This window comes from Celeribacter sp. PS-C1, assembly GCF_019429625.1.
In the GTDB taxonomy this organism is placed as follows: domain Bacteria; phylum Pseudomonadota; class Alphaproteobacteria; order Rhodobacterales; family Rhodobacteraceae; genus Celeribacter.
Genome location: NZ_JAHXRW010000003.1, coordinates 319,006 through 345,398 on the forward strand (window position 1 = coordinate 319,006; position 26,393 = coordinate 345,398).

At 60.4% G+C, this 26,393-nt stretch carries 28 protein-coding genes; 17 read left to right on the top strand and 11 right to left on the bottom strand.

What is annotated here, in order from left to right:
• The first annotated feature begins 175 nt into the window (after positions 1-175).
• Positions 176-1,600, top strand: a complete 1,425-nt coding sequence (rimK, locus tag J5Y17_RS06340; protein ID WP_255571909.1) for a 30S ribosomal protein S6--L-glutamate ligase — start codon at positions 176-178, stop codon at positions 1,598-1,600.
• Positions 1,601-1,634: 34 nt separating this feature from the next.
• Here the strand turns inward: rimK and J5Y17_RS06345 are convergent, their stop codons facing one another.
• Positions 1,635-2,309 (bottom strand): site-2 protease family protein, encoded by a 675-nt coding sequence (locus J5Y17_RS06345; RefSeq protein ID WP_219784384.1) that lies wholly within the window; start codon positions 2,307-2,309, stop codon positions 1,635-1,637.
• 205 nt (positions 2,310-2,514) lie between these two features.
• On the opposite strand from J5Y17_RS06345, the gene J5Y17_RS06350 reads away from it, so the two are divergent.
• From J5Y17_RS06350 to tpiA, 8 genes are all read left to right on the top strand, one after another.
• Positions 2,515-4,023, top strand: coding sequence for a pyruvate kinase (locus tag J5Y17_RS06350; RefSeq protein WP_219784385.1), 1,509 nt, complete (start codon positions 2,515-2,517; stop codon positions 4,021-4,023).
• Positions 4,024-4,087: 64 nt separating this feature from the next.
• Complete coding sequence (locus J5Y17_RS06355; RefSeq protein ID WP_167602904.1) at positions 4,088-4,462, top strand: SUF system Fe-S cluster assembly protein; 375 nt, start codon at positions 4,088-4,090, stop codon at positions 4,460-4,462.
• 311 nt (positions 4,463-4,773) lie between these two features.
• Positions 4,774-5,610, top strand: coding sequence for a LysR family transcriptional regulator (locus J5Y17_RS06360; protein WP_219784386.1), 837 nt, complete (start codon positions 4,774-4,776; stop codon positions 5,608-5,610).
• Between the two features lie 83 nt (positions 5,611-5,693).
• Positions 5,694-6,347, top strand: a complete 654-nt coding sequence (locus J5Y17_RS06365; protein ID WP_219784387.1) for a hypothetical protein — start codon at positions 5,694-5,696, stop codon at positions 6,345-6,347.
• Positions 6,340-7,056 (top strand): DUF3307 domain-containing protein, encoded by a 717-nt coding sequence (locus tag J5Y17_RS06370; protein WP_219784388.1) that lies wholly within the window; start codon positions 6,340-6,342, stop codon positions 7,054-7,056. Before J5Y17_RS06365 ends, J5Y17_RS06370 begins: the two co-directional genes overlap by 8 nt.
• 24 nt (positions 7,057-7,080) lie before the next feature.
• On the top strand, positions 7,081-7,443 hold the full coding sequence (locus J5Y17_RS06375) for an iron-sulfur cluster assembly accessory protein (RefSeq protein ID WP_167602900.1): 363 nt from the start codon (positions 7,081-7,083) through the stop codon (positions 7,441-7,443).
• 13 nt (positions 7,444-7,456) lie between these two features.
• Positions 7,457-7,768 (top strand): TfoX/Sxy family protein, encoded by a 312-nt coding sequence (locus J5Y17_RS06380; protein ID WP_219784389.1) that lies wholly within the window; start codon positions 7,457-7,459, stop codon positions 7,766-7,768.
• Positions 7,769-7,881: 113 nt separating this feature from the next.
• Complete coding sequence (gene tpiA / locus J5Y17_RS06385; RefSeq protein WP_219784390.1) at positions 7,882-8,640, top strand: triose-phosphate isomerase; 759 nt, start codon at positions 7,882-7,884, stop codon at positions 8,638-8,640.
• A gap of 90 nt (positions 8,641-8,730) precedes the next feature.
• Here the strand turns inward: tpiA and J5Y17_RS06390 are convergent, their stop codons facing one another.
• Together J5Y17_RS06390 and dksA are read right to left on the bottom strand one after the other, a co-directional pair.
• Positions 8,731-9,897: an FAD-dependent oxidoreductase gene (locus tag J5Y17_RS06390; protein ID WP_219784391.1), complete on the bottom strand. Its 1,167-nt coding sequence runs from the start codon at positions 9,895-9,897 to the stop codon at positions 8,731-8,733.
• Positions 9,898-10,073: 176 nt separating this feature from the next.
• Positions 10,074-10,496, bottom strand: coding sequence for an RNA polymerase-binding protein DksA (dksA, locus tag J5Y17_RS06395; protein ID WP_219784489.1), 423 nt, complete (start codon positions 10,494-10,496; stop codon positions 10,074-10,076).
• Between the two features lie 184 nt (positions 10,497-10,680).
• On the opposite strand from dksA, the gene J5Y17_RS06400 reads away from it, so the two are divergent.
• Positions 10,681-11,523 carry a MoxR family ATPase gene (locus J5Y17_RS06400; protein ID WP_219784392.1) on the top strand — a complete coding sequence of 281 codons (843 nt, stop codon included), beginning with the start codon at positions 10,681-10,683 and terminating at the stop codon, positions 11,521-11,523.
• Between the two features lie 14 nt (positions 11,524-11,537).
• Here J5Y17_RS06400 and J5Y17_RS06405 read toward each other — a convergent pair whose 3' ends face one another.
• Entirely contained in the window at positions 11,538-11,846 is a 309-nt protein-coding gene (locus tag J5Y17_RS06405) for a DUF2934 domain-containing protein (protein WP_219784393.1), read from the bottom strand.
• A gap of 250 nt (positions 11,847-12,096) precedes the next feature.
• Between J5Y17_RS06405 and J5Y17_RS06410 the strand changes: the two genes are divergently transcribed.
• The 5 genes from J5Y17_RS06410 to J5Y17_RS06430 all read left to right on the top strand — a co-directional run bounded on the left by J5Y17_RS06410 (position 12,097) and on the right by J5Y17_RS06430 (position 16,189).
• A complete protein-coding gene (locus J5Y17_RS06410; RefSeq protein ID WP_219784394.1) occupies positions 12,097-12,537 on the top strand; it encodes a GNAT family N-acetyltransferase in 441 nt (146 codons plus the stop codon).
• 284 nt (positions 12,538-12,821) lie between these two features.
• Entirely contained in the window at positions 12,822-14,078 is a 1,257-nt protein-coding gene (locus tag J5Y17_RS06415; RefSeq protein ID WP_255571910.1) for a DUF2927 domain-containing protein, read from the top strand.
• Between the two features lie 40 nt (positions 14,079-14,118).
• Entirely contained in the window at positions 14,119-14,283 is a 165-nt protein-coding gene (locus tag J5Y17_RS06420; RefSeq protein WP_219784396.1) for an apolipoprotein acyltransferase, read from the top strand.
• A 2-nt stretch (positions 14,284-14,285) separates the two neighbouring features.
• Positions 14,286-15,470 carry a VWA domain-containing protein gene (locus J5Y17_RS06425; RefSeq protein WP_219784397.1) on the top strand — a complete coding sequence of 395 codons (1,185 nt, stop codon included), beginning with the start codon at positions 14,286-14,288 and terminating at the stop codon, positions 15,468-15,470.
• A gap of 38 nt (positions 15,471-15,508) precedes the next feature.
• Positions 15,509-16,189 carry a M48 family metallopeptidase gene (locus tag J5Y17_RS06430; RefSeq protein ID WP_219784398.1) on the top strand — a complete coding sequence of 227 codons (681 nt, stop codon included), beginning with the start codon at positions 15,509-15,511 and terminating at the stop codon, positions 16,187-16,189.
• A 6-nt stretch (positions 16,190-16,195) separates the two neighbouring features.
• Here the strand turns inward: J5Y17_RS06430 and J5Y17_RS06435 are convergent, their stop codons facing one another.
• The 4 genes from J5Y17_RS06435 to J5Y17_RS06450 form a co-directional block, all read right to left on the bottom strand.
• Complete coding sequence (locus tag J5Y17_RS06435; protein WP_219784399.1) at positions 16,196-16,735, bottom strand: RSP_2648 family PIN domain-containing protein; 540 nt, start codon at positions 16,733-16,735, stop codon at positions 16,196-16,198.
• Positions 16,732-17,949 (bottom strand): RSP_2647 family RNA methyltransferase, encoded by a 1,218-nt coding sequence (locus J5Y17_RS06440; protein WP_219784400.1) that lies wholly within the window; start codon positions 17,947-17,949, stop codon positions 16,732-16,734. The genes J5Y17_RS06435 and J5Y17_RS06440 overlap by 4 nt, the downstream gene beginning before the upstream one ends.
• 54 nt (positions 17,950-18,003) lie before the next feature.
• Entirely contained in the window at positions 18,004-18,639 is a 636-nt protein-coding gene (locus J5Y17_RS06445; protein ID WP_219784401.1) for a DUF6778 family protein, read from the bottom strand.
• A 176-nt stretch (positions 18,640-18,815) separates the two neighbouring features.
• Positions 18,816-18,968, bottom strand: coding sequence for an RSP_7527 family protein (locus J5Y17_RS06450; protein WP_219784402.1), 153 nt, complete (start codon positions 18,966-18,968; stop codon positions 18,816-18,818).
• Positions 18,969-19,363: 395 nt separating this feature from the next.
• On the opposite strand from J5Y17_RS06450, the gene edd reads away from it, so the two are divergent.
• Positions 19,364-21,175, top strand: coding sequence for a phosphogluconate dehydratase (edd, locus tag J5Y17_RS06455; protein WP_370628882.1), 1,812 nt, complete (start codon positions 19,364-19,366; stop codon positions 21,173-21,175).
• Positions 21,176-21,221: 46 nt separating this feature from the next.
• Here the strand turns inward: edd and J5Y17_RS06460 are convergent, their stop codons facing one another.
• Complete coding sequence (locus tag J5Y17_RS06460; RefSeq protein WP_255571912.1) at positions 21,222-22,349, bottom strand: NADH:flavin oxidoreductase; 1,128 nt, start codon at positions 22,347-22,349, stop codon at positions 21,222-21,224.
• A gap of 266 nt (positions 22,350-22,615) precedes the next feature.
• Here J5Y17_RS06460 and eda point away from each other — a divergent pair, with 266 nt between their 5' ends.
• On the top strand, positions 22,616-23,257 hold the full coding sequence (eda, locus tag J5Y17_RS06465; RefSeq protein WP_219784403.1) for a bifunctional 4-hydroxy-2-oxoglutarate aldolase/2-dehydro-3-deoxy-phosphogluconate aldolase: 642 nt from the start codon (positions 22,616-22,618) through the stop codon (positions 23,255-23,257).
• 9 nt (positions 23,258-23,266) lie between these two features.
• Here eda and J5Y17_RS06470 read toward each other — a convergent pair whose 3' ends face one another.
• Together J5Y17_RS06470 and J5Y17_RS06475 are read right to left on the bottom strand one after the other, a co-directional pair.
• Positions 23,267-23,557 carry a hypothetical protein gene (locus tag J5Y17_RS06470; RefSeq protein WP_219784404.1) on the bottom strand — a complete coding sequence of 97 codons (291 nt, stop codon included), beginning with the start codon at positions 23,555-23,557 and terminating at the stop codon, positions 23,267-23,269.
• Between the two features lie 4 nt (positions 23,558-23,561).
• Positions 23,562-26,342 carry a glutamine-synthetase adenylyltransferase gene (locus J5Y17_RS06475; RefSeq protein ID WP_219784405.1) on the bottom strand — a complete coding sequence of 927 codons (2,781 nt, stop codon included), beginning with the start codon at positions 26,340-26,342 and terminating at the stop codon, positions 23,562-23,564.
• Positions 26,343-26,393 lie beyond the last annotated feature (51 nt).

The following is a 26,393-nucleotide window of genomic DNA, read 5'->3' on the forward strand; positions in this document are numbered from 1 at the left end:
AGCGCCAAAACCTCAACCGATGCTCGCGCCTGTCATAAATCCCACAAATCCCCTTGCGAGACTCGCACAACAATGACATTGGGCGCGCAAGAGGACGCTTTGGATCTTTCCGTTGGAAAGACCCACGCGCACCCTCTCCTCCAGAACGTGAGATAAAATGAGGACGGGCACGGATATGACGGGCACGAACGGCGGTATGACTTCTGGCCAGACTTTTGGCTTTGCACTCGGATGGGAAGAATGGGCGGCGCTTCCGGCGCTGGGTTTGCCTGCGCTGAAGGTGAAGGTGGACACGGGCGCGAAGACCTCCGCACTGCACGCCTTTGACATTGAACCCTTTGGCAAGGCCGACGCGCCGAAGGTGCGATTCAACATTCACCCTGTACCGGGGCGTGAGGACATCACGATTTCCTGTTCGGCCGATGTGGTCGACCGCCGCGAAGTGACCTCTTCGAATGGTGAAACCGAACTGCGCTATGTGATCGCGACCGAGATCGAGATGGGCGACCGCAGCTGGCCCATCGAGATCACGCTCACCAACCGCACCAATATGACCTACCGGATGCTTTTGGGGCGTCAGGCCATTCAGGACGACATGATCGTGCAACCGACGGAGAGCTTTTGCCAGCCGGAGCGCGACGAGACGGTCTATTTCACCACAGCCATCCGCACGGCCACGCCGGCGCGGCCTCTGCGTATCGCGGTTCTGTCGCGCGAGCCCGACAACTATTCGACGAAACGCCTGATTGATGAGGGCGAAGCGCGCGGCCATGTGGTCGAAGTGATCGACACCACGCGCTGTTACATGGCGATCAACGCCATGGCGCCGGAGATTTACTATGACGGCAAACGCCTGCCCCGCTATGACGCGGTGATCCCGCGGATCGGCGCCTCGATCACGTCCTACGGCACCGCGGTGATCCGACAGTTCGAGACCATCGGCACGTTTTGCGTCAACGGCTCCGAGGGCATCACCAAGTCGCGTGACAAATTGCAGGCGCACCAAGTGCTGGCCCGTCACCGCATCGGCATGCCCACAACAGCCTTTGCCGCCTCGCCCAAGGACACGGACAACCTGATCGCGCTCGCGGGTCAGGCACCGCTGATCGTCAAGCTTCTGGAGTCCACCCAAGGTCGCGGCGTCGTGCTGGCCGAAACCAAGAAAGCCGCACAATCGGTGATTTCCGCCTTTCGCGGCCTCAAGGCCAATTTCCTAGTCCAGCATTTCGTCAAAGAGGCCGCAGGCGTCGACATCCGCTGTGTGGTGATCGACGGCAAGGTAGTGGCGGCGATCAAGCGCACCTCCTCTGGCGGCGATTTCCGCTCGAACCTCCATCTTGGCGGCACCGCCAGCCCGGTGCGGATCACCAAGGCGGAACGCGAAACCGCGCTGCGCTCGGCCAAGGCCTTCGGGTTGCGCATGGCGGGGGTTGACCTGTTGCGCGCCGAGGACGGGCCGAAAGTGTTGGAGGTCAACTCCTCGCCGGGTTTCGAAGGCGCGGAAACCGCGACCGGCAAAGACCTTGCGGGCGCTCTGTTTGACACAATCGAAAAACGCGTGCGTCCCGCGCCTGCGCGCAAAGCCCGCGCGAAAGCCTGACACGGGTTTACGGATCAAGATTGCGGGCAGTGCCTCAACGGGCCTGCCCGCGCATCCGGTTCCAGTTTTCCACCACGGCAGGCAGGAAAAACAGCACGAAAATATACATATGCATGCCAAACACGAGGTATGGGATCAAAAGCGCCAGCACCACGAGACCGACATAGCCCGTCAGGACCGACGCGGTTTTGCCGGGCATAAAGCGCAGAAGGATCAGCTCGAACAGCTTGCCCCCATCGAGCGGGGCGACGGGCAAAAGGTTGAAAATCGCCAGATAGCCGTTGAGCCAAGCCATCGTCTCGAAAAACCACAAGAGCATGTCATACTCATGCCCGGCCGCCCACATCGCATTGGCGGCAAGGCGGCTGACCGCCCAGAGCGTGAGCGTCACGATCGGCCCCATCCCCACGATCAGTTCACTCTCGCGCGGCGTCGAAGTGCGCGCCTGCTCGCAATAGCCTCCAAAGCCGTAGATCATCACACCGCGCACCGGAATTCTCTGGATCAAGGCGCCCCAGGCGTGCCCCATCTCATGCAGAAAGATCGACACGATCAGGATCGCAACAAAGCCCAAGTCGTAAAGCAAATCCGTTCCCGAGCCGGTCGTCGACACGAACAACAGAAATATCAAAAGAATACTGGCCCCGATGCGAACCGGCACGCCCCAAGGACCGCGAAATTCGAAAATGGCTTGGCTGTCGCGAAACATTTAAATCCTCATACCCTCGTAGACATACATCGCTCACACCTCTACGCCCTTGTTTTTTCGGAGCAACTGTTAACCGCCCTCAGCGACCAGTGTCAGGTCATTCTCCGGCGAAACTGTGGCATTTTCGGCCGGATTTGATCTCTGCCATAGCGCCGTTACAAACCCCGCAGATAGAAGACAGAGACCCAAGTGCTGAGGTGCTCCGATGTCCTTTTGCCCACTCCCCCCCGATCCGACCCGCCTCTTGATTGAATTGCGCCTCCTGCGTGAGAAGATCGCCCTCGAGGCCGACGCGATCACCGCCGCTTGGAACGAAACCGCCGAGATGCGCCCGGCTTTTCGTCCTTCGGCAGAAAATCTGGCAAACTATCTGGCCCTGCGTCACGCAGACCTGAGTGCCATTCAACCCGACCTCGCCGCGCTGGGCCTATCCTCTTTGGGTCGCGCCGAACCCCACGCCCGCGCCTCTCTTGATGCGGTTGTGGCGACATTGGCGCGGCTGTCAGACAGAGTGTCGGCTGAGGACGCACCTTATCCCGCCCCCGCAGCCTTTACGGAAGGGCCCGCGCGCCTTACCGCCCGGCGGGACACGCTCTTCGGAACCGGAGCCTCAGGCGCGCCGCGCTCGCGCATCCTTCTGACCCTTCCGACCGAATCCGCCACAGATCCCGATCTCATCCCCGGCATGATCCGCGCGGGCGCCGACGCCATGCGCATCAACTGCGCCCATGACAGCCCCGAGGTCTGGCAGGCGATGATCGACCGCATTCGGGCGGCGGGCGATGAGGTCGGACGATATGTGCCGGTGCTGATGGATCTCGCCGGCCCGAAACTGCGCACGGGGCCTGTCGCGGGCCCGAACAAACAGCGCGTTTTCGTCGGTGATCGCCTCGATATTCGCCGCGACGCCCCGGGTCCGAAGGTCAAACATGTGACCACCACGCTCAGCCATCCCGATCTGATTGACCGGCTGACCCCCGGCATGCAGGTCTTTATCGACGATGGCAAGATTGGCGCGGAGGTGTTTGAAATCACAAAGAAAGGCGCAAAGCTGCGCGTCACCCGCGCGGGACCGGAGGGGGTCAAGGTCAAGTCCGAGAAAGGATTTAACCTGCCCGCCGTCGAGATCGACATTCCGGCCCTGACCGAGGAGGATCGCACGGCACTCGATTTCGTCGTCGGGCGCGCCGATATGATCGGTTATTCTTTTGTGCAAACACCCGAAGACATTCGCCTTTTGATCTCTGAAGTGGACAAACGTCTTGCCCCTGACGGCGCGCGCCCTGCTCTGGTGCTTAAAATCGAAACCGGCCTTGCCGTGCGCAATCTGCCGCGCTTGATCGTTCAGGCCGGCGCGCTGACCGAGACTGCCGTGATGATCGCGCGGGGCGATCTAGCCGTCGAGATCGGGCTTGAGCGGATGAGTGAAATTCAGGAAGAGGTGCTATGGCTCTGTGAGGCGGCGCATACGCCGGTGGTTTGGGCCACGCAGGTGCTCGAAGGTCTGATGAAACAAGGCCTTGCCAGTCGTGCTGAGACCACCGACGCCGCCATGGCACAGCGCGCCGATTGCGTGATGCTCAATAAAGGGCCTTATGTCTTGGAAACCATCCACTTTCTGTCGCGCATCCTCGGGCGAATGGACCGTCATATGTCAAAGAAATCCGCACGTCTTGCACCGCTGCGCTCTTGGCGGGGATCTCTGACTTTATAAGTCAGGCACTGGACGTTTTGCGCCGCATTCCTTATATGATCACTCAGAAATAGAGGAAGCGCGCATGAGCGAAGAAGCACACTCCCAGGATGGCCCCGTCGAAGGGGCGCCGCTGATCAAACCGTCGAGCACTGATCACCCGCTGCACGAAGCGGTTGTCGAGGCCTGTCGCACCGTCTATGATCCGGAAATTCCGGTCAACATCTATGATCTTGGCCTCGTCTACACGATTGAGATCAATGACGAAAACGAGGTTCTGGTGCTTTTGACCCTGACTGCACCCGGCTGTCCGGTGGCGGGCGAAATGCCCGGCTGGCTGGCCGATGCCATCGAGCCCCTGCCCGGCGTCAAACAGGTCGATGTCGAACTGACCTGGAACCCGCCATGGGGCATGGAGATGATGTCGGACGAAGCCCGGCTTGAACTTGGCTTTATGTAAGATCACCTCATAAACGATGTTGAAAGCGGCTCACTCGGGCCGCTTTTCTTTTTGTGACGCCCCTTCCGGCCTCAACCATAGCCCCAACCGTCGCCACCACGGTGGTCGCTCGGCGCGGAGGTTTTTTAGAGCCGATTCATAGTGGCCGCACTCCTCTCGATAGAGGCTTTTGGCCTGCGTCTCGATCCTTGGCAGGTTGATCGGAAAGAACGGCACCACGGCATCCCCCTTGCAATATTGAAAAACAAGAGCAGAATACCCCCTGAAATTTGACTGAAATACTGACCGACTGCGCAAGGGTATTTTCAAGAATGAAAGACGCGCCAAAACTTGATAGCTATGCGCTGTTTCTGGCCGTGGCCGATGCGGGCGGGTTGTCAGGCGCGGAACAGGTGACCGGCGTGTCGCTGCCGACCCTGTCGCGGCGCATGGCGGAGCTGGAGCGCAGCCTGGGTAAGCGCCTGTTCGAGCGCGGCAACCGGGGCTACACGCTGACCGCAGAAGGCCGCGCGCTTTTGCAAGAAGCCGAACCGCTGCGCGAGGCCGCCACGCGGCTGCACCGGTTTCAGCACCGCGACCACGCCCCAGAGGTGCGTATCACGGCCGGGCGCTGGACCACGCGCTATGTGGCACGGCACCTGTCGGAGATTTGGACGCCCGCCAGCCCTTGGCGCCCCGCGCTTTTGGCTTCGAATTCCAACGTCGACATCGCGCGGCGCGAGGCCGACATCGGCATCCGCAACCGCCGACCCGAACAGAGCTGGCTCGCCGGGCGGAAACTGTCGCAGATCACCTACGCCGAATACGCCGCCCATCCGCGCATCTCGGGCTATGTCACGCTGCACGCCGGGCAAGCAACCACGCCCTCGGAACGCTGGCTGCGCGCCACCTACCCCGACGCCATCATCGCCACCGCGTCTGATGCCCGCTCCGCCGCCGACATGGCCGTGGCTGGCGTCGGACGCGCGATCCTGCCGTGCTTTGCCGGGCGCGAAATCATGGGGCTGATGCAGGTCTCTCCGGTGATCGACGTCCTGACCCATGACGAATGGTTGGTCAGCCACCACGATGCCCGCCACGACCCACCCATACGCGCGGCGCTTGAGGTCTTGGCAGGACTTTTGACGACAGAGGCACGGCTCGACTGAGCGCAGCCTATTTGGGGTGCGAAATGCACTATGCACCCTAAAATGGTTGCGAAATGTATTTCGCACCCTATATTGGCTGCATCATGAGCGATAAAACCCGCAAAATAGCCGTTCTAACCGGCGATCTGGTCAATTCCACCGGGCTTGGGCCCGAAAAAGTGGAACGGGCCTTTGTCGCGCTGGAAGACTGCGCCGAGATGCAGGCGGAGTGGATGGGCGGTCAGAGCCTCCACTTTACACGACACAGAGGAGACGGCTGGCAGGTGGCCTTGGCGGAGCCGAAATATGCGCTGCGCTCGGCGCTGTGCTTTCGGGCGGCATTGAGGGCTTTGGGCGAAGAGTTTGACAGCTATATTGGAATTGCAGAGGGGGAAATTAAGGGGGATGTTGGGCCGGATTTGAATGAGGAAACAGCCGCGGTTTTTTCGAATTCTGGATCAGCTCTGGAAACAGCGAAGGGAAAAGACGCCCTTTCTAAAACGCATAGCTTTGAAAAAGGGTATGCGGAATCAACTGCACTACTTCTAGACTTAAGCCTAGAAAGCTGGACGACCATACAAGCCGAAACAGCCCTCAAAATGCTTCCGCCGTCCTTTGCAATGACCTTGACCGATGTGGCACACGACCTCGGGCGCCATCGACAAGCCGTAGCAAAGACCCTTCGCGCCGCAGGTGTCGCACATATTCGTGAGGCCCTCACAAATTACGAGTTTGCTAAGGACAAAGATATTGCCTGAAACCCTCGCCGCCCTCTTCCTCGCCCATGTCCTCGCCGATTATGTGTTTCAGCCCGGCTGGATGGTCGAAGAAAAATCCCGGCCCGAGACCCTATTTCTTCATTTCCTAGCCGTCGCACTCACCGCCATGGTGACCACCGGCCAAGTCGCCTCCCCCGCGATCTACGCGCTCGCACTCACCCATATTATGATCGACGTGATCAAGACGAAGGCCCTTTCCGACACCGTCCTGCCCCACCTCGCCGATCAGGCGCTGCATCTGGCGACCCTCGGCGTCATCGCACTTTTGGTCCCTGACCTATACTCAACCGGCGCCTATGCCACGCTTTCGTGGCTGCCCAAAGCCATGCTCTTCGCTGCAGGCGCCATTTACGTCACCCGCGCGGGTGGCTTTGCCGTGGGAAAACTCATGGCGCAATTCGGCCCCAACCCCATTGAAGAAAGCCTCGACAAAGGCGGCTCCTGGATCGGCCTTCTGGAGCGCGGGTTGATTTTCCTGCTGCTGATAGGCCAGATGCCCGGCGGCATCGGCTTTCTGGTCGCCGCGAAATCCGTGTTGCGGTTCGAGGCCGCGCAGGAAGGAAAAAAGGCCGAATGGGTGATCATCGGCACGTTGGCGTCCTTCGGCTGGGCCGTCGCGGTGACGCTGGCGGTGCTGTTCATCGCCGCACAGCTTCCCCCGCTTGGAATTTCAGCCCTGAACGACTAGATTGCTCTCAAAGGAGACACGCACATGTTCGGCATCCCCGGAAAACAAGCGGTGACCATCACCCCGGCTGCGGCCACGCAAATCGCGAAACTGATGGAGAAAGACGGCTCCATGGGCCTGCGCATTGGCGTCAAAAAGGGCGGCTGCGCGGGCATGGAATACACCATGGACTACGTCTCCGAGATCGACCCTCTGGACGAGCTGGTCGAACAGGACGGCGCGCGCGTGATGATTGCGCCCATGGCGCAGATGTTCCTCTTTGGCACCGAAATCGACTATCAAGTCTCGCTCTTGGAGTCCGGTTTCAAGTTCAAGAACCCGAATGTGGTCGATGAATGCGGCTGCGGTGAATCGATCAAATTCGACGAAAGCCTCGCCAGCAAATAATGGCGGTCAAATCATGGCTATAACGGCCGAAGACATCGCCTATATCTATGATCTTTTCGGCCCTCTGGGCGGGCTCACCCATCGTAAAATGATGGGCGGGCTGTCGATCTACTTCGACGGGCAAATCTTTGCGATCCTCTCCACAGATGGACGCGTTTACCTCAAGGCCGGAGGCGATTTTGCCAAAGATCTGGCCGCAGAGGGCAGCGTGAAGTTCGAAATGGAGAACGGGCGCGGCATGAACTATTGGACCCTGCCCGAGGCCGCGTTGGATGATCCGCAAGAGGCCTGCGCTTGGGCGCGCCGGGCCTTGGATGCGCTTTAAAAGCAGCCAGACCGAACCTTTTGCGCAACCACCAATCTCCGCGGGCAACCTGCGCTTGACTGCACCCGTAAGGCTGCAATGATGCAGAGGAATTTGCATAAGGAGGATTCCGCATGAGCGCCCAAAAGGCACGCAAACTCGCGGCAGGAAATTGGAAAATGAACGGCATCAAGGCCAGCCTCGCTGAAGCCACCGCGCTGGCCGAGATGTTCCCGGAGCCGAAAGTCGACATCCTCCTATGCCCGCCCGCCACGCTTGTCGCGCCGATGGCAGCCGCGCTCTTTGGATCGAAAGTCGATGTCGGCGGACAGGATTGCCACATGAAGGCCTCGGGCGCACACACCGGCGACATTTCCGCCGAGATGCTCGTCGATGCGGGCGCCGATTACGTCATTCTCGGCCACTCCGAGCGCCGCGCCGATCATGGAGAAACCGATCACATCGTCGCTGAGAAAACCATCGCCGCCACCATGGCCGGGCTCGCCCCCGTGGTTTGTGTTGGCGAAACGCTGGAGCAACGCGAGGCGGGCGAGACCCTCGGAGTGATCCGCAAACAGCTTTCCGCCTCTCTGCCCGATGCGGTCGACCTTGAGAAACTGGTGATCGCCTATGAACCTGTCTGGGCCATCGGCACCGGCAAAATCCCCACCCTTGAGCAGATCGCCGAAGTGCATGACGACATGCGCGCAACCCTCGTGGACCGCTATGGCGACGGCGCGAATGGCATTCCGCTGCTTTACGGCGGCTCGGTGAAACCCGGCAATGCGGCAGAGATTTTCGCCACCTCCAACGTCGATGGCGCGCTGGTGGGCGGCGCGTCTCTCAAAGCAGCGGATTTCTCCGGCATCGTGAAAGCCCTCGAAGAGGCCTGAGACGCCTTCTAAAACATCAAAACGCCGCGCTTTTCAGAAGCGCGGCGTTTTTGTTTCCTTTGCTGCGAAAAATACTCCCGCCGGAGGCGCTCAAACGCTCCCCTTGGTTACATCGAAATCATAGAGCCAGGAAAATCGCTCCACCGCCTGTTTCGGCGCGACCTTTCCGGCCAACCGCAGCGCAGCATGGCCCAAAAACCGCTTCGGGCCCTTCAAGTGATAATTCTTCGCATTGGCATTTGCAGCCTCGATCACGCGGGTGACGCGCGGACGGCGGATCGCCTGATAGGCAGGCAGCGCCTCGTCCAAAGGCAGGGTCGCGAGACAGTCGGCCAAGACCCAAGCATCCTCAAGCGCCATATTGGCCCCCTGCGCCAGAAACGGCAGGGTCGGATGGGCCGCATCGCCCAGCAAAGCCGTCCGCTCCGAATGCCAGCGCAGCGCAACCGGGTGCCGGAACAGCCCCCAGCGCGAGACTTCTTCGACTCGGCTCAAAAGACCTTTCACACCGGGGCCGAAATTCGCGAAATTGCGCATCAGCTCCGCCGGATCGCCTGCGTGATGCCAGCCCTCTTCGACCCAATCGGACCGCTCCTCGACGGCGACGATGTTGATCAGGCTGCCGTCACGCAGAGGATAGGTCACCACATGCCGCCCTGCCGCCATATGGACCATCGCAATGGGCTCTTCATGCCCAAGCGCGGGCACCGTCGCGCGCCAAGCCGTCTGGCCGGTGAAGAACGGCTTTGCGGGACCGTTGAGCATCGGGCGCAGTTTCGAATGCAGCCCGTCCGCCCCCAGAACCACCGCGTGCCGCGCCTCGGAGCCATCGGCAAACTGCAATTTCACGCCGTCCGCATCGCCGTGAATGCGTTCAACCTTATGTGACAGGCGGATCTCGATGTCGAGCGCGCGCACGCCCTGTTCCAAAAGACCGATCAGATCAGCACGGTGCATCAGGAGAAAATCAGCATCGGGACGGGCAGCAGTGAAATCAAGGCGCAACACCTCGCGGCCCGAATAGCCGTCCATCAGCTGAACACCCTTTGCCCGCATTGCGCGGGATGGCGCATCCAAGCCCAAAGCCGCGAGCACACACGCGCCATTGGGACTGATTTGCAGGCCGGCACCCACTTCGGTGATCTCGGGCGCTTGTTCGTAAAGCGTAACGGACGCACCGCGCAAAGCCAAAGCCTGCGCCACCGCAAGACCAGCCACACCCGCGCCCAAAACCGCAATATCCTGACCGATCAGCATGATGTGTTTCCCTTCACCAGCATGTCCATACAAACAAAAAACACCAGAGTTGCCCCCGGTGTTTCTCACATTTATGCATCAGGCTCACGGGGCCAAATTGCCGCGAGGCGCAAGGGCCTCTTACGCACCGCGCTCAACCATCGCACGATCCCGATAGGGAATCGATCCCGACGGGATCAATCGTCGCGATGCACTTTTTCGCGACGCTCGTGACGCTCTTGCGCCTCCAAGGTCATCGTGGCGATCGGACGCGCATCGAGGCGTTTGAGAGAGATCGGCTCGCCGGTCACTTCGCAATAGCCATATTCACCCTCATCGATCCGGCGCAGCGCGGCATCGATTTTCGTCACCAGTTTGCGTTGACGGTCACGGGTGCGCAGCTCCAGCGCCCGGTCGGTTTCCTCAGACGCACGGTCGGTGATGTCCGGGATGTTGCGGGTGCTGTCTTGCAGGCCTTCGATGGTGTGGCGGCTTTCATCCAAAAGCTCTGCCTTCCAGGCCAAAAGTTTGCGACGGAAATATTCGAGCTGACGCTCATTCATAAATGGTTCGTCCTCTGCGGGACGGTAATCATCAGCCAGGAAAACCTCAGCCTTCATCGTGCTCACCTCTGTCGTGCCATCGGCCGCAGTCTCAGTATTGTCAGCCATCAGGCGCCCTCCAATTGGGGTCCGTTTACCCCGTTTGATCGGGGATGTCACGTCACAATCTCTGTCGTATTGCACCTTTCCCCCCTCGCGTTATGATCTCGCTCAATCTCAGCACAACAGGGGGCAATCCTTGATGAAATTCGCATCCACCGACAGTTATGTCGCCCCGAACGACCTGACCGTGGCCGTCAATGCCGCCATTCAGCTCGAACGCCCTTTGCTTGTGAAAGGCGAACCGGGGACCGGGAAAACCGAACTGGCGCGACAGGTCGCGAATGCCTTGGGCCTTGAGATGATCGAGTGGAACATCAAATCCACCACCCGCGCCCAACAGGGCCTCTATGAATATGACGCGGTGTCGCGTCTGCGCGATAGCCAATTGGGCGATCCACGCGTCGAGGACGTGCGCCACTACATCAAAAAAGGGAAACTTTGGCAGGCCTTTGAGGCCGACAGCAAGGTGGTCCTTTTGATCGACGAGATCGATAAGGCGGACATCGAGTTTCCGAACGATCTGTTGCAGGAACTCGATAAGATGGCTTTCCATGTCTACGAGACTGGCGAAACGGTCTCCGCACGGCAACGCCCCGTTGTGATCATCACCTCGAACAATGAAAAGGAACTGCCGGACGCCTTCCTGCGCCGCTGTTTCTTTCACTACATCCGTTTCCCCGACCAAGAGACGATGAAACAGATCGTCGAGGTGCATTTTCCAGGACTGAAATCGGAACTTTTGAGCGCAGCACTCACACAGTTCTACGAAATCCGCGACACGCAGGGGTTGAAAAAGAAACCCTCGACCTCAGAAGTGCTGGACTGGCTCAAACTGTTGTTGGCCGAAGACCTGTCGCCCGAGGATCTCAAACGCGATGGGGTGAACGCCCTGCCGAAACTTCATGGTGCGCTGTTGAAGAACGAACAGGACGTGGCCCTGTTCGAACGTCTGGCATTTCTGGCACGCGGCCAGAGGCGCTAAGCGCGCCTCAAGGTTTACTCCGCTTTCGGAGCCGCTTTCGTGGCGCGCGGTTTTCGTGCGGCAGTGGTGGTCTTTGCCGCGGGCTTTTTCGCGGCAGGTTTCTTGGCGGCGGTTTTCGTCGCGGGTTTCGCCGCTGTCTTTGCAGCAGTTTTGGGTGCGGCGCGCTTGCGTGGTGTCTTCGCAGGTGCCGTCTCCGGCACGCTCAGCGCCTCAACCGCCATCAACCAATGCGCCTCATCGCGCCCCTCGGGCATGCCCTCTTCGAGCCACATGAAATAGGCCGCTTCGCTGATCTGGGCTTCATCTGGGGTGGTTTGGGTCATCTTGAACTCCGTTGCAGTCGCTCGCGTATCTTCACCACTCTGTCTAACAGTTTGATGAATTGCCCCGTCTGATAAATCGCTCACACATCAGCAAAGCGTCACCGCCCCGCCCGCCTCCCGCCTGAAAATTAGGCACGCCGCACTGGAAACGGACAGGAAATCGGCACAGTCGTTTTCCCCTCGACATCATATCACCTTGCACAAGGGCGCAGTTCCCCGTAGCTCGAATTCAGCTTCAAGGAGATCAGACATGCCCCTCATCCGCCCCCTCACCCCCGAAGACCGCGCACAATGGGACGATCTCTGGCGCGCCTATCTGACGTTTTACGAAAGCGAACTGAGCCAAGAAATCTATGACGCCACCTTCGCGCGGCTCACCAATCTGGCGGCCAAGGAGCGCGGAGCTTTGGTGGCCGAACAAGACGGCGAATTGATCGGTCTGGTGCATTACATCTTCCATGCTCACAACTGGAACGTCGAAAATGTTTGCTACCTTCAGGACCTTTATGTTTCCGAGGCTGCGCGCGGCACCGGCGCAGGGCGCGCGCTGATCGAAGGCGTTTACCAGGTTGCGGACGAAAACGGCACACCGACCGTCTACTGGATGACCCAGCACTTCAACGAAACGGCGCGTAAACTCTACGACCGGATCGGGAAATTGACGCCCTTCATCAAATATCAACGCGGCTGATCTACGACCTGATACCTATGCGCCCCCCGAAACGGCTTGGCGGTTTCTGGGGACTGCCTTAGACTTGCAGCCAGTCAGGCCGTGGTCAGGCCGGATTGAAACAGATGAAAAGGGTCAGAATGTTTCCAAGTCACACGACCCATGCACAGTCCGAAACCGCGCCGAAAAACAATCGGCGGCGCCTTATTCCGATTAGCGCTCTGATGTGCAGTCTGACCGTTCTGAGCGCATGTCTGTCCGCACCCCAAAGCGGCACGAGTTCTTCCGCACGCGCGGCCTCAGATATGCTCGAACTGCCACCAATGAAGGTGTTTTCCGAGACGCAGATCGCACAAACTTCTCGCCCTAACGCATCGATTTCGCGAGATTTTCTTGATCTGAGTTTCGCGCTCGAAACCGGAGCCACGCTCGACCGCTTCACGCGCTTCGAAGGCCCGATCACGCTGCGGGTCACCGGCGACGTTGTGCCAGTTTCCTTGACACAAGACCTATCGCGTTTGCTCACGCGGCTCGATCGCGAGGCCGGGATCACAATCGCCCGCGTGCCCGCCAATCAACCTGCCTCGATCACCATCGAGACGCTGACACAGGCCGAGCTCTCGCGCCGCGCGCCCAACACCGCCTGTATCGTCGTGCCCAATGTCTCTGGGTGGGACGAGTTCAAACACGCCCGCCGCGCGGCGCTCAGCTGGACTCAGGTGACAACGCGCGAACGCCTGTCAATTTTCATCCCGACCAATGTCGCACCCCAAGAAATCCGCGATTGCCTGCACGAAGAACTGGCTCAGGCGCTGGGGCCGCTCAACGACCTCTATCGCCTGCCTGATTCCGTTTACAACGACGACAACATCCATTCGGTGCTGACGCCCTTCGACATGCTCATCTTGCGCGCCACTTATGCGCCCGAACTGCGCTCCGGTATGAGCCGCGCGGAAGTCGCCCGCGCCCTGCCCGGCATTCTCGCCCGGATCAACCCCGGCGGCATCACAGGGTATACGCCGCCGGTTCAGCCCACGCCACGCGCCTGGACCGAGGCCGCTATGGGCGCCATGGGCGACGGCTCGCTGACGTCCCGCCTTCAGGCCGCCAAAACCGCCGTCGCCATCGCCCGCACCCAAGGCTGGAGCGACACGCGTGCAGGGTTTTCTTGGTTCCTCTTGGGGCGGCTTTCCATTGCCACGGACCGCGCGAGCGCCCAACTGGCCCTGACCGAGGCCAAACGCATCTATGACGCCCGCCCGGAAACCCGCTTTCACTCCGCCCATGTCGCGATGCAGCTCTCCGCCTTGGCGCTGTCCCAAGGCCGCTATGAAGCCGCCTATGACATCTCCGCCAGCGCCATTTCTGCCGCACGTGACGCCGAAAACGCCGCCCTTCTTGCCTCTCTCATGATGACAGAGGCCGAGGCGCTGGCCAAACTCGGTCGTGCGAGCGAGGCCCGCAGTGTGCGGCTCGACAGCCTCGGCTGGGCACGTTATGGCTTTGGCTCTGATGACGTGGTCCGGACACGCGCCGCCGAAATCGCCTCTCTGGTGCGATAGCGGCTTGCCGAGACTGCGCAAAATGTGAGGGAGCAAGACTATGATCGGGTTGGTATTAACCCTCCTCGGTGGGATTTGGGGATGGCGGCTGGCCACCAAACGCGGCGGAGACCGCGCCGATAGGCTGCAATATATGGTCGTTTACGCGCTGCTGTTCGGCATTGTCGGCCTGTTTCTTGGCGTGATCTTCGATCGAATGGTGTAACCATGTTCCTGCCCTTCTTCGAGACATTGCGCCATGAGGGCGTGCCGGTCTCCTTGAGGGAGTTTTTGTCCTTTCTCGAGGCCATGCAGGCCGGCCTTGCGACCTATGACATCGAAGACTTCTATCTGCTTGCGCGAGTCACCATGGTCAAGGACGAGCGCCACCTCGACCGATTTGATCGCGCATTTTCAAAATCCTTTCAGGGCCTTGATGAAATCTCCTCAGGTGATGTGTTAAATGCACTCGACTTACCTGAGGACTGGCTGCGCAAGGAGATGGAGAAACATCTCTCCCCCGAAGAAATGGCCGAAATCGAAGCCTTGGGCGGTTTCGACAAGCTGATGGAGACGCTCAAACAGCGGCTCGAAGAGCAAAAAGGCAGGCATCAAGGTGGCAACAAATGGATCGGGACCGGTGGCACCTCGCCCTTTGGTGCCTATGGCTACAATCCCGAAGGCGTGCGGATCGGACAAAAAGAGTCACGTCACCGTCGGGCCGTAAAAGTCTGGGACAAAAGGGAATTTCGAAATCTCGACGACACGGTCGAGATCGGCACGCGCAACATCAAGCTGGCGATGAAACGCCTGCGCAAATGGGCACGTATCAGTGCACATGAAGAGCTCGACCTCGACGGCACGATCCGGTCGACCGCTGAACACGGTTACCTTGACGTCAAAACCCGCCCCGAGCGACACAATGCGGTGAAAGTCCTGATGTTTTTCGATGTCGGCGGCTCGATGGACGATCATATCAAGGTGGTCGAAGAACTGTTTTCCGCAGCGCGCAGCGAATTCAAGCACCTCGAATATTACTATTTCCACAATTGCCTCTACGAAGGCGTCTGGCGCGACAACATCCGGCGCTGGGGCGAGAAAATCCCGACGCGTGAGGTGATGAACACCTATGGCAAGGATTACAAAGTGATTTTTGTAGGCGATGCCTCGATGTCTCCCTATGAAATCGCGATCCCCGGCGGCGCCAATGAGCATTGGAACGAGGAATCAGGCGCGACTTGGCTCACCCGCGCAGGAGAAACCTGGCCCGATCACCTCTGGCTCAATCCGGTGCCGGAGACCCATTGGAACTACACGCAATCCATCGCCATGATCCGCGAGATTTTCGAGGATCGCATGGTGCCAATGACGCTTGAGGGCCTTGATCGCGGCATGAAAATCCTCGGTCGTTAAACCTTGGCGACGCCCTCCCTCGCCCCCATATTCAAATCATGTTGAGATTCACGCCCATCCTTCTTGCCCTTCTGTTGGGCTTCGTGATGTACCGCTTTTCGGTCCGGCGCACCATTCGGGAGCTAGAAGCGCATTCGTCCGAGCTGGCCGACCCCGCTCTGAACCGCGTATTCGCGCAACTGGCGCGGGCGCTCGATCTGCCGCGTGTGCGCGTATTTCTCTATGAAATCGACCCCGTGAACGGCCTCGCTGCACCCGATGGCAAAGTCTATATCACGCGTGGCTTTTACGAAAAGTTTCGCGCGGGTCAGATCTCCGACGCGGAAATGGCCTCAGTCATTGCGCATGAGCTGGGCCACGTCGCCTTGGGCCATTCCAAACGTCGGATGATCGACTTTTCCGGTCAGAACGCGCTGCGTACGGCGCTAGCTATGATCCTATCGCGCTTCATCCCCTTCATAGGCGGCTATATCGCCGCTTGGCTGACACAGCTCTTGGCTGCGCGGATGTCGCGCTCGGATGAATACGAGGCCGACGCCTATGCCACGGCGCTTTTGATCAAGGCCGGGATCGGCACCGAACCGCAGAAATCACTCTTCGAAAAACTGCCGAAACTCACGGGAGCACATGGCGCCTCGACGCCCGCTTGGCTGATGAGTCATCCCAAGACCGAAGAACGGATCAAAGCCATCGAGGCCAATGAGGCGAAATGGTCGTGAAGCGACTCAGCTAAGCGCCTTACCCAGCCTCGGAAGCCGCGCTTTTTTCATCAGACGTCGCGCATCCCACGTCTCACCCGACAGCCGCTCGGCCTCTTGGCGCACTTCTTCGACGGCCTCTGCCACGGCCTCGGGGTGGTCGGACCAAAGCCGCCAGAGAAACCCGTCCGGATCCCAGCGTTCAAGCCCTTCCTCGGCCAGAACATGACGCGGAAAATCCTGCGCGTTCATGGTGACAATCGCCTCAGCGCCACCGGCAATCGCAGCGGCCAACACATGGATGTCATTCTCGTCCGTGAGATAAAGACGAGCTTCCAAGCCCTTGTGTTCTTTGACTTCTGCCCTTGGGAAAGCCGCACGCGTGAGCGCCACCTCGCCGCGCGCCTGTGCTTCGCCACCGGGACCAAGTTTGCGGGCAGCGCGCGCCCATTCTTCCAAGATGCGCGCCGACCAGAGAGGTGTGTAGAGCCCACGCTTGGCGACGCCCAAAAGCACCTCGCGCATCACCGTCGGGTAAAGCACGCAGGCATCTAACAGAACTTTCAAGGCAGGACCCGGTAGAACAGCGCCTTAAGGTAGCCGCTTTCCGCGAGCTGCGGCATCAGCGGATGGTCGGCCCCGGCAAAGCCCGTGTGGATAAGCTGCGCAGAGCGGCCCAGATGACCGACACCACGCCCGATCCCGCGGTTGCAGGCGGTGCGGAAGCTGTCCAGGTCGGCGGCATGCGAACAGGAGCAGAGGCCGAGATAGCCGCCCTCACGCACCAGAGGCGCGGCCATCCGCGCGACGCGCTCATAGGCGCGCAAGCCCTTTTCCAAAGCGGGTTTCGAGGGGGCAAAGGCGGGCGGATCGCAGATCACCACGTCGAATGTCTCGCCCTCCTCCGCCAAAGCGGCCAGCACATCGAAGGCATCGCCTTTGCGGGTCGCGAAGGCGTCTGACTTGCCCATGGCTGCGGCGCCTTTTTCAGCCAGCTCCAAGGCGGCGGCAGAGCTGTCAACCGAAAGCGCCGAGGCCGCACCACCCGCGAGAGACGCGAGTGCGAAACCACCCACATGTGAGAACACATCGAGCACCTTTTTGCCCGCAACAAGACGCTGCGCAAAGGCATGGTTCGGGCGCTGATCGTAGAACAACCCTGTTTTCTGGCCGCCCATCAGATCCGCCATATAGGTCGCGCCATTCATCGGCACCGGGATCAGATCGTCCACAGCGCCGCAGAGAATTTCGGTCTTCTCGTCAAGCCCCTCAAGGCCACGCGCCCGCCCCGTGCCGTTCATCACCACGGTAGTGACGCCTGTCACCTGACGCAGGGCCTCAGCCAGCGGTTCGATCAAGACATCAGCCCAAGCGGCGTTGGGTTGCACGACGCAAGTGTCGCCGAAGCGGTCAATCACCACGCCCGGCAAGCCATCGGCCTCGGCATGGATCAAGCGATAGAACGGCTGATCGAACAGCGTCTCGCGATGCGCCAAGGCAGTCGCAAGTTTCGAAGCAAACCACGCTGTGTCGATCTCGGCCTCCTCGGCGCGGTCCAGAACCCGGCCAAAAATGCGCGAGTTCGGATTGACCGCCACGAGGGCGAGGAAATTTCGGTCGGCATCTTCGAGCCGGGCGATGGTGCCCGGCGCGATGGATTTGGTGCGGCGGTCGGTGACCAGCTCGTTGTCATAGACCCAAGGTGCGCCGTGGCGGATCGCCCGGGCGTTGGCTTTGGGTTTGAGGCGGATGGTCGGAAAAGAAAAAGAGGGCTCTGTCATAAGAGCCCTCTTAGCGCTGTTCTGGCCTCTTAGAAAGAGGGATCGCGCGACGATTTACAAAGCAATCGGTTTCGACAGCTCCGACAGGATCACGCCCGCGAGATGCTCGCCGATCCGCTGTTTCTGCGTGATGCCAGCACGGTCCGCCGCGACCGCGGCATCGCCGCCAAAGGCGTCAAAGGTGGCATTGACCAAATGGGACGGAACGATCACGTCCCCCGTCTGGGCATCGCGCACGGTCAGAAGGAATTCGATCTCATGTCTCGACGGGAGGCTGGAATAGCGCACACGTTCGGTTTGCGCATGGAAGCGCACCATTTCCACGTCAAGCACAATCGCTCTCTGGCCCTTGAGCGCTGCTGCGCCGGAGTTCAGGCCAGCCTCCATTACCGCTTTGACCTGTTCGTAGCGTGCATAGCGATCACCGTAGGGATCTTCGCGCCAAACGATATCCGCGCGCGGTTTGATGGTATTGGCTTCCGAAACGGTCAGCGTCTCAGGAACGGTCACATTCACCTTGGTGACACGGAAATCTGGCGCAACCATTGCCGCACCGGCGCTTGCACCGCCGAGCGTAATGGCCCGTGAGGTAGCGTGCGATGTGGATTGTGTCGTACAGGCGCTTGTGGCAACGGCGATCAACAGAGCTGCGGCGATTTTGGTGGACTTTTGAACATTCAGAACAGTCATAACGGACCTTGATATTTTCTCTTTAGGTGAACGGGCACGCCCACTCATTTACGCGTTAACAAATCGTTTAAATAGGGCCAAAATGCGAAAATCCCGGAACATTTCCGGGATTTTCGTATGATATCGCAATGTCTTCTCGCAGCCCGTCAATAGGTCAGGCCACGCTACAGCCCATCTTAGGCCAGTTCGGCAGCCCGGCCGCCGTGAAGGCGAGCACGCAGCCATTGGCCTGCGCTGCGCACGACGGAGCGCATGATTTCTGCGCGCATTTGGCGGGCTTCTTTTTCGATTGCGGTCATGTCGATAAAACCTTCAGTCGTCTTGGTCATAGGATCACCTTTGCGTTGTCTTCAGCCTCTCGGCTGAGTGCCTGTTTGGCGGCGTTGTTACGTGGCCGTGTTCTGTTTTGGCCTGTCGTGACAAAGCCGGTTTGCGTTGATCCTCCCGATGTCATCAATATAGGTCAAAACGCCTGACGCAGACGAGTGCCAAAGCGGAAGACCCGTTATGCATCTGCAGCAACCCCCATGCGCTTGCAGCATGGCGGGAAATGCAGCGCAGGAGACAGGTGGACATTTTAAGGGAGACTTGATAGGTTAGCGCTAACTCATACACTTTCCGAAAGTGGCGCGACGCACGAAAGTAGCGTCGCGCAACTCCCAAACTCTTTATTTGCTAAAAGATATTCCCCCATCAGACCACCACCCAAGCAAAAGGCAAAGCCGTGAACAGCCAGATCGCCCCCCAGATCGCAGACGTCACCCAACGCATCATCGAACGGTCGAAACCCACCCGCGAGGCCTATCTCGCTCGCATCAATGAGGCGGCGGAGCAAGGCCCCGTGCGCGCGCATCTTTCCTGCGGCAATCAGGCCCACGCCTATGCTGCAATGGGCGACGACAAAGAAGTGCTGGCCGACGGGCGGGCGCCCAATATCGGCATCATCACCGCCTATAACGACATGCTTTCGGCGCATAAGCCCTATGAGCACTACCCCGAGATCGTCCGCGAGGTTGCCCGCGCGTCGGGCGCCACGGCACAGGTCGCAGGCGGCGTTCCCGCCATGTGTGACGGCGTGACACAGGGGCAAACGGGCATGGAGCTGTCGCTGTTTTCGCGTGACACCATCGCGCTGTCGGCCTCCATCGGCATGTCGCACAATTGCTTTGACGCAGCACTCTACATGGGTGTTTGCGACAAGATCGTGCCGGGTCTCATCATGGCCGCCGCTGCTTATGGCCATGTCCCCACCGTGTTCATCCCGGCAGGTCCGATGACCTCGGGCATCACCAATGATGAGAAGGCAAAGGTGCGCCAGAAATTCGCCACCGGAGAGATCACCCGTCGCGAGCTGATGGATAGCGAGATGAAGGCCTATCACGGTCAGGGCACTTGCACCTTCTACGGCACGGCGAATTCGAACCAGATGCTGATGGAAATCATGGGCCTGCACCTGCCCGGCGCGTCTTTCGTCAATCCGGGCACGGAACTGCGCGATGCGCTGACGCGTGAAGCCACCAAACGCGCGCTTCAGATCACCGCATTTGGCAATGAATACACGCCTGTGGGTGCCATTTTGGACGAGAAAGCCTTTGTGAACGGCATCGTCGGGTTGATGGCGACGGGCGGCTCGACCAACCTCGTGCTGCACCTGCCCGCCATGGCCCGCGCCGCCGGGATCATTCTGGATCTGGAAGATTTCTCCCAGATTTCCGACGCGGTTCCCCTGCTCGCCAAGGTCTATCCGAACGGTCTCGCCGATGTGAACCATTTCCACGCCGCAGGCGGCCTTGGCTATCTGGTGGGGGAATTGCTCTCCGTGGGTCTCTTGCATGAAGACGTCAAAACCGTCGCAGGCACCGGCCTGTCGCTCTATACCAAAGAGCCGAAATTGCGCGAAGGTGTGCTCACTTTCGAGCAGCCAACACATGAGACGGTGAACGACAAAATCGTCCGCCCCGCTTCTGACCCGTTCCAGAAATCAGGCGGCCTCAAAGAGCTGAAAGGCAATCTGGGCCGTGGTGTGATGAAGGTCTCCGCCGTCAAGCCCGAACACCATGTGGTCGAGGCAAAAGCGCGGATTTTCCACGATCAGCATGACGTCAAAACCGCCTTCCAGAAAGGCGAATTTACCGAGGACACCGTGGTCGTCGTCCGTTTTCAAGGACCGCGCGCCAATGGCATGCCAGAACTGCATTCGCTGACACCGACGCTTGCGGTGTTGCAGGATCGCGGCCTCAAAGTGGCGCTGGTGACCGACGGGCGGATGTCCGGCGCCTCGGGCAAAGTCCCCGCCTGCATCCACGTCTCACCCGAGGCCGTCACCGGCGGTCCGATTGCGAAACTCAAAGACGGCGACCTGGTGCGCGTCGATGCCACCAATGGTGTTTTGACCGTGCTCGAAGACGGCTTTGAGGCGCGCGAGGCGGTGACCGTCGACCTGACGGCCAACACGGTCGGCATGGGCCGCGAGCTGTTCGAAACCTTCCGCCGCAACGCCGGTCCCGCGACCGAAGGGGCGTGCTCCCTGTTCTGAGACAAAAACGCCCGCCGTTTTGGCGGGCGTTTCCATTTGTGAGCGCTTACAGCAATTGCGCCAAAGCCGCCGGATTAAACCCGCTCAGCTCATCCATCGCGCCGCGTTTGACCTTTTCGGCCCAGGCGTAATCCGACAAAAGCGCGCGGCCTACGGCGATCAGATCGAACTCCTCCGCCTCCATCCGTTTCACCAGATTGTCGAGCGGCGTCACCTTTGAGCTTTCGCCGCCGAAGGCCGCGAGGAATTCCCCCGACAACCCCACGGAGCCGACGGAAATCGTCGGCACGCCCGTGATTTTCTTGGCCCAACCGGCAAAGTTCAGCCCCTCTTCGCCGCCGTCGATCTCGGGGAATTCCGGCTCCCAGAACCGACGCTGCGAACAGTGCAGAATGTCGACACCGGCCTCGACCAGAGGCGCAAGCCAGCGCTCCATCTCCGCCGGATCGGCGGCGAGTTTCACGCCGTAATCCTGTTGTTTCCATTGGCTGAGGCGCAGGATGATCGGGAAATCCGGTCCGACGGCCTCGCGCACTGCCTTCACCACGGCGACGCCAAACCGCGAGCGCTCTTCGATCGTGGCGCCCCCCCAATGATCGTCGCGCAGGTTGGTGCCCGCCCAGAAGAACTGGTCAATGAGATAGCCATGCGCGCCGTGCAGCTCGGCCACGTCAAAGCCCAGTTCTTTCGCCGCCTTGGCGGCCTCTGCATAGGCGGCAATCGCGGCCTCGATGTCGGCCTCGGACATCGCGACACCGCGCGGATCGTCCGGACCAACCAAAGCGGAGGGGCTCTCCACCGGCGCCTCCGGCTCCCATTTGCCCGCGCGGGTCGAGCCGGTGTGCCAGATCTGCGGCCCCATCTTGCCGCCCTCGGCGTGAACCGCGTCGATCACCCGGTTCCACCCCGACAGGGCCTCGGGGCCATGAAAGAACGGAATGCCCGGATCGTTTCGCGAGGCCGGGCGGTCGATCACTGTCCCTTCGGAGAGGATCAGCCCCACTTCATGGGACGCACGGCGGGCGTAATAGGCGGCATTGTCCGGACCGGGAATGCCCCCGTCCGTCATGCTCCGCGTCATTGGCGCCATGACGATGCGGTTTTTGAGTGTGAGGCCCTTATAGGTAAAGGGACGGAATAGCGTTTCAGTCGGTATCTTCATCGGTGCAGTCATATCTGCGCTCCCAACGGGTTTGGAGTGTTTTGGCATGAAGGTCTCGCACGGCTCGTTTGCCATGTTTGATCTGTGCGTCTCTGTCGCGCTGATCTAAGAGGGCGCGCGCACGTGACAAGCCCCGCGGGGGTGGCTTGACAAAATCGCTCAGGCTGAGAGGCTGAGACATGAGATGGCATGTATCAGGGCTTTCCCTGCAGCGCATTTAGCGCTAACAAACACATACACACCGAACACATACCCCAACAGCCCACTGGAGACCGATCATGACCCCGCAGGACGCCAGCCTGAAATCCGCAGAGGTCTGTGGCCTCGCCCCCGTCATCCCCGTGCTTGTCGTCAAGGACGTGGCCCATGCCCGCCCCTTGGCCGAGGCTTTGGTCGCGGGCGGTTTGCCTGCGCTGGAAGTCACGCTCCGCACGCCGGTTGCGCTGGATGTGATCCGCGAAATGTCCAAGGTCGAAGGCGGCGTTGTCGGCGCCGGCACGCTTTTGACGCCAGAGGATGTGAAGAACGCCATTGCAGCAGGCGCCACCTTTGGCGTGTCCCCGGGCGCGACGGATACGCTTTTGGACGCCTGCGAAGCCGCCGATTTGCCGCTTCTAGCCGGGACTTCGACGGCATCGGATGTCATGCGCCTGTTGGAGCGCGGCTATACGGTTGCGAAATTCTTCCCCGCCGAGGCCAATGGTGGCGCGCCTGCGCTCAAAGCCATCGGCGCGCCCCTGCCGCAGATGAAATTCTGCCCAACGGGCGGCGTATCTCTCAAGAACGCCAATGATTACCTGTCGCTGTCGAACACGCTCTGCGTGGGCGGAAGCTGGGTCGCTCCCGCTGATCTGGTGGAAAAAGGCGATTGGAAAGCCATCGAAGAGCTCGCCCGCGAGGCCTCGCAACTGCCCCGCTAAGGCGGTCACCTACCCTTCCCAAGCACGCGGCACGGCCTGCTGCGTGCGTTTCAATCCTTCGCGCAGCACATGGCTCATCGGATGATCTGCCCCTGCCTGCGGCGCATAGAGCGCCAAGAGCCGCCGGATCGCAGTGCCCGTTGAAACACGCGGGCCAAGCCGGAACGCCCAGTCGAGATAAACCGCCCGCGCCTCTTCAATCCCCATGGCCGCGTCGCGATAGGCGGCCAAGATCATCCCCTCTGGATCAATCGCCTGATCCACGGCAGGAAAATCCGGAGGAAACGGGTCAGCAGTCATCCTGTCACGACCTCGACACGGCCCGGTCCAGCACCTCAGAAATCACGCGGGCTGCGGCTTCCGCCCGGCTGCGCAGCTCTTCGGACAAGGCTTCCATCGACACCGCCCCGTTCGAGCGGCGCAAAAAGTCGCGCCCACCCGCGCCTATAGCTTCCGGGTCCAGCTTTTCGCCGGTCAAAAGCCGTGCTGCCGATTGCAGTCGCCACATCAGGCGATAGGTTTCGACCAGCAACGCATATTCATCGCCCGTCAGCCACTTCGCCGCCCGTCCAGCGCCCAGTTGCGCATAGATGTCCTGCTCCGCGCTGCCCGCCAAAAGGGCGGCGGTTTCGGCCAAAAGCTCGATGTCCATCATCCGACCGGGACCGTTTTTCGGGTCCCAATCGCTGCCAGGTTTGGCCTCGGCCAATCGCTCGCGCATCTCGCGGGTTTCTTGGCGAATGCGGGCCTCGTCTCGCAGGTCCGCAATCAGATCGGTGCGGAAATCTTCCACACCGCACATCAGGTCTGAATCCCCCGCCAGCGCCCGTCCCCGCGTCAACGCGAGATGTTCCCAGACCCAAGCCTCGGTCTTCTGATAGCTCATGAAGCTCTCAAACGAGGTTGCCACCGGCCCCTGTTTGCCCGACGGACGAAGCCGCATATCGACCTCGTAGAGCCGTCCTTCGGCGGTCTGGGTGGTGATCGCGGTTATAAGCGCTTGGGTCAGACGGGCATAATATGTGCGCGACGGCAAAGGCTTGCGCCCCTCGGAGGCTTCCACGCCTCCTGCGTCATAGATCACGATCATGTCGAGATCAGAGGCCGCCGTCAGCCGCCCTGCGCCCAAGGACCCCATCCCCAAAACCATCGCGCCACGCCCCGGAGGCGTGCCATGTTTGCGGGAAAACTCCGCCACGACGGGCGGGTAAAGCGCGGCCACACAGGCCGCCGCGACATCGCAATATTGCGCGCCCGCCTGGTCGGCTGTGATCAGATCGCGCAATTGATGGACGCCGACGCGGAAATGCCATTCCTTGGCCCAACGGCGACAGACGTCGAGTTGACGTTCATAATCCCCCGCCTCTTCCAAATGCTTGGCCAAATCCGCGATCAGGGCCTCGCGCCCCGGCCAAGGCGCAAAGAATCCGCCGCCGATCACCGCATCCAGAACGCTGGCATTGCGCGACAGGTAGCGCGCCAGATGCGGCGCGGTAGAGACGATGTCGAGGATCAGATCGATGAGTTGCGGATTGGCCTCGAAAAGCGCGAAAAGCTGCACGCCAGACGGCAAGCCCTTGAGAAAGCCGTCGAGATGCGCGAGCGCCTCTGACGGTTTATCGAGGTTCTGGATACGGCGCAAAAGTTCGGGTTTGAGGCGGGTGAAAATCTCCTGCGCCCGCGTTGTCCGCAGGCAGGGATAGGTCGACCAGCGTGCGGTGATCTCAGCCTCTTCCGCCGAAAGCTCCGGCGCAGGGGCGGCGTCCCCCGGCGCAAAGAAATCCTCGGTCAGCGCGTTGACCCGTTCGCAGCGCTCGGCGATCTCGGCGCGCATTTCGGGCACTGTCGTCCCCATCAAAGCGGCCAGCCGGTCGAATTCTTCGGGCGAGGTCGGCAGGCTGTGGGTCTGTTGATCGCGCAGCATCTGGAGCCGGTGCTCGACCTCGCGATGGGCGATGTAATCAGTGCTGAGCGTCGCGGCGACCTCATCCTCCACCCAGCCCTTTTCCGCCAGCACCTTGAGCGCCGGCACGGTTTCACGCAGCCGCAGATCGGGGTCGCGCCCGCCCGCGATCAACTGTCGGGTCTGAGCGAAGAACTCGATCTCGCGGATGCCGCCATAGCCCAATTTCATATTGTGGCCTTCGAGGCAGAGCGCGCCACCGAGACCTTTGTGCGCGCGGATTTTCAGCCGCATGTCATGCGTCTCGCGAATGGCGTTAAAATCGAGGTGCTTGCGCCACACGAAAGGCGTCATATCCTTCAAAAACCGCGCGCCAGCCTCCATGTCACCGGCACAGGTGCGGGCCTTGATATAGGCCGCGCGCTCCCAGGTGCGCCCAACGCTTTCGTAATACCGCTCGGCGGCATCCATCGCGAAACAGACGGGCGTCACCGACGGATCGGGCCGCAGGCGAAGATCGGTGCGGAAGACATAACCCTCACCGGTCAGATCCGAGAGCGTCGCCATTGCCTTGCGCGTTGCGCGAATGAAACCCGCGCGGGCCTCCATCCGGTCGATGCCATCGAAACGGCTCTCATCAAAGAGGCAAATCAGGTCAATATCGGAGGAATAATTCAATTCCCCCGCCCCGTGTTTGCCCATGGCGATCGCGAACATGCCACCACAGCTTTCAATGTCGTCTTCGGTTTGGCCGGGGATTTTGCCGCGTGTAATCTCGCGCGCCACATGCGCCCGGATCGCCACATGGGTAGCGCGGTCGGCCAAGAGCGACAGCGCGCCGGTAACTTCGAACAGCCCCCAGACGCCCGCCACATCGCACAGCGCCGACAAAAGCGCCACGCGGCGCTTGGCCTGTCTTAGTCCAGCGTTGATCTGATCGAAGGGCAGCGCCTCAATACGGGCGATTTCGGCCTTGAGCGCCGCTTCCGGGGCGTCGAGCGCGTCGGTCAACCACTCTGCCTCTTTCAAGATCAAACCATGTAAGTAAGGCGCCGATCCTGCCGCGCCTTCTATCACATCCGCCACGGCACCGGTCACCGCAGGCAAGGCCGCACGGGCTTCCGCGCCGCGTTCTGGTTCATAGGCGCGCGGGCTTCGGGTGATCCGGGATTCAAACGTCATGACTGTTCCTCCAACTGCCTTAAAAGAGCGGATTTTTGACCCGGAGTGCAA

Coding starts and splice junctions, on each gene's coding strand:
- rimK (WP_255571909.1), top strand. CDS start 176: ATGACGGGCACGAACGGCGGTATGACTTCTGGCCAGACTTTTGGCTTT.
- J5Y17_RS06345 (WP_219784384.1), bottom strand. CDS start 2,309: ATGTTTCGCGACAGCCAAGCCATTTTCGAATTTCGCGGTCCTTGGGGC.
- J5Y17_RS06350 (WP_219784385.1), top strand. CDS start 2,515: ATGTCCTTTTGCCCACTCCCCCCCGATCCGACCCGCCTCTTGATTGAA.
- J5Y17_RS06355 (WP_167602904.1), top strand. CDS start 4,088: ATGAGCGAAGAAGCACACTCCCAGGATGGCCCCGTCGAAGGGGCGCCG.
- J5Y17_RS06360 (WP_219784386.1), top strand. CDS start 4,774: ATGAAAGACGCGCCAAAACTTGATAGCTATGCGCTGTTTCTGGCCGTG.
- J5Y17_RS06365 (WP_219784387.1), top strand. CDS start 5,694: ATGAGCGATAAAACCCGCAAAATAGCCGTTCTAACCGGCGATCTGGTC.
- J5Y17_RS06375 (WP_167602900.1), top strand. CDS start 7,081: ATGTTCGGCATCCCCGGAAAACAAGCGGTGACCATCACCCCGGCTGCG.
- J5Y17_RS06380 (WP_219784389.1), top strand. CDS start 7,457: ATGGCTATAACGGCCGAAGACATCGCCTATATCTATGATCTTTTCGGC.
- tpiA (WP_219784390.1), top strand. CDS start 7,882: ATGAGCGCCCAAAAGGCACGCAAACTCGCGGCAGGAAATTGGAAAATG.
- J5Y17_RS06390 (WP_219784391.1), bottom strand. CDS start 9,897: ATGCTGATCGGTCAGGATATTGCGGTTTTGGGCGCGGGTGTGGCTGGT.
- dksA (WP_219784489.1), bottom strand. CDS start 10,496: ATGAAGGCTGAGGTTTTCCTGGCTGATGATTACCGTCCCGCAGAGGAC.
- J5Y17_RS06400 (WP_219784392.1), top strand. CDS start 10,681: ATGAAATTCGCATCCACCGACAGTTATGTCGCCCCGAACGACCTGACC.
- J5Y17_RS06405 (WP_219784393.1), bottom strand. CDS start 11,846: ATGACCCAAACCACCCCAGATGAAGCCCAGATCAGCGAAGCGGCCTAT.
- J5Y17_RS06410 (WP_219784394.1), top strand. CDS start 12,097: ATGCCCCTCATCCGCCCCCTCACCCCCGAAGACCGCGCACAATGGGAC.
- J5Y17_RS06415 (WP_255571910.1), top strand. CDS start 12,822: ATGCTCGAACTGCCACCAATGAAGGTGTTTTCCGAGACGCAGATCGCA.
- J5Y17_RS06420 (WP_219784396.1), top strand. CDS start 14,119: ATGATCGGGTTGGTATTAACCCTCCTCGGTGGGATTTGGGGATGGCGG.
- J5Y17_RS06425 (WP_219784397.1), top strand. CDS start 14,286: ATGTTCCTGCCCTTCTTCGAGACATTGCGCCATGAGGGCGTGCCGGTC.
- J5Y17_RS06430 (WP_219784398.1), top strand. CDS start 15,509: ATGTTGAGATTCACGCCCATCCTTCTTGCCCTTCTGTTGGGCTTCGTG.
- J5Y17_RS06440 (WP_219784400.1), bottom strand. CDS start 17,949: ATGACAGAGCCCTCTTTTTCTTTTCCGACCATCCGCCTCAAACCCAAA.
- J5Y17_RS06445 (WP_219784401.1), bottom strand. CDS start 18,639: ATGACTGTTCTGAATGTTCAAAAGTCCACCAAAATCGCCGCAGCTCTG.
- J5Y17_RS06450 (WP_219784402.1), bottom strand. CDS start 18,968: ATGACCAAGACGACTGAAGGTTTTATCGACATGACCGCAATCGAAAAA.
- J5Y17_RS06460 (WP_255571912.1), bottom strand. CDS start 22,349: ATGACTGCACCGATGAAGATACCGACTGAAACGCTATTCCGTCCCTTT.
- eda (WP_219784403.1), top strand. CDS start 22,616: ATGACCCCGCAGGACGCCAGCCTGAAATCCGCAGAGGTCTGTGGCCTC.
- J5Y17_RS06470 (WP_219784404.1), bottom strand. CDS start 23,557: ATGACTGCTGACCCGTTTCCTCCGGATTTTCCTGCCGTGGATCAGGCG.
- J5Y17_RS06475 (WP_219784405.1), bottom strand. CDS start 26,342: ATGACGTTTGAATCCCGGATCACCCGAAGCCCGCGCGCCTATGAACCA.